At 44.6% G+C, this 1,097-nt stretch carries 3 protein-coding genes; all 3 read left to right on the top strand.

Features of this window, described 5'->3' with window-relative positions; all coding sequences use genetic code 11:
* Positions 1 to 234, top strand: a 234-nt coding sequence (locus J7J01_10365; protein MCD6211261.1) for a hypothetical protein, incomplete at its 5' end; no start/stop codon positions are given.
* Entirely contained in the window at positions 231 to 632 is a 402-nt protein-coding gene (locus J7J01_10360) for a hypothetical protein (GenBank protein MCD6211260.1), read from the top strand. The genes J7J01_10365 and J7J01_10360, both read left to right, overlap by 4 nt.
* Positions 629 to 1,097, top strand: a 469-nt coding sequence (locus J7J01_10355) for a hypothetical protein (GenBank protein ID MCD6211259.1), incomplete at its 3' end; no start/stop codon positions are given. The genes J7J01_10360 and J7J01_10355, both read left to right, overlap by 4 nt.

Below are 1,097 nucleotides of genomic sequence, written 5' to 3'. Positions count from 1 at the left end.
CATCGGATTGTAAACAAAATACTCCTCGGAAAAGAGTATGAAGACGTGAACCGCTGGTGCGACCAGCCTTACGCATGGCTCGGCAGGAAGCACCGCATACTCAGGCATGACCCCGTATCCATTGCGCTAAAATACCACAACGACCCCGAACGGCTCGCAGCTGCGTTTTTGCATGTGCTTACGGATGAGGTGTATTCGGAAGCGATAAGGAATAGGAGGAAGAATAGGAAATGACAAATAGGAGCGAACCTCTTTCGGACCGTGAAATGCGTGTTATTGAGCGTCTAAAAGTGTCAGGTGTGAAAATAGACGAACCGCCAATAATCACAACAGTCGGTAAGACACGAACCGTTGTGGGAAAGGTTGATGAATATCGCCTCAATTTCGTGATAGGGGACATCCAAAAAGAAGATATGGAAGAGTTTGATACGTTCAGGATTGATGATAAGGTTGTTTGGGTCAAGAAATCGCCTATGTTGAGTATGTTGAAAGAGAAAGAGCGACGAGGCGAGAGAAAGACAAAGGTGATGAAGCTTGTGCCCGAATATGGCGGGTTACGAAGGTTTGAACAAGAAGAGGATATTACACTCACCGAGAAACTGCAATTGAGATATTTGAAGGAGCGAACATGAGTGTCTATAAGGATGCGTATAACGAGTTTTGGGGCAGGTATAGCAGAGTTGAGCGCGACCGGATACGGCGGGAACTGAAGAGAAAAGGGATAAAACCGCTTACGCCTATTGAATTAGGACATTTAAAATCGTTATTAAGAGAACACGGTATTGATGACTGGGTTTCGGAAGTGGACCCTTATATATCTTATGAGGAGAATGTTGAGCAGATAGAGGAACGGTTTGGCAGTTTACCATCGGAAGAAGAGTTCAGTTTACGCAGTTTTGCACGCAGTGTGGGCGAAGGATTCTGTGATTATGTTCACGAGCTTGTGGAAGAACTCATGCGAGAAGAGCCAGACGCTTTGAAATACATTGCGGAATTGGGGTATAAAGATGTGGATTCGTTCCTGAAAGACGTTGTAAAGGAAGGAATATTGCCTGAATACGAGATAAATGAGATAAAAGAAGCTTATGGGAAGAAAA

This window comes from Methanophagales archaeon, assembly GCA_021159465.1.
Classification (GTDB): domain Archaea; phylum Halobacteriota; class Syntropharchaeia; order Alkanophagales; family Methanospirareceae; genus G60ANME1.
The sequence above is the reverse complement of the archived record's forward strand: the minus strand, read 5'-3'. Positions and strand labels throughout refer to the sequence as shown.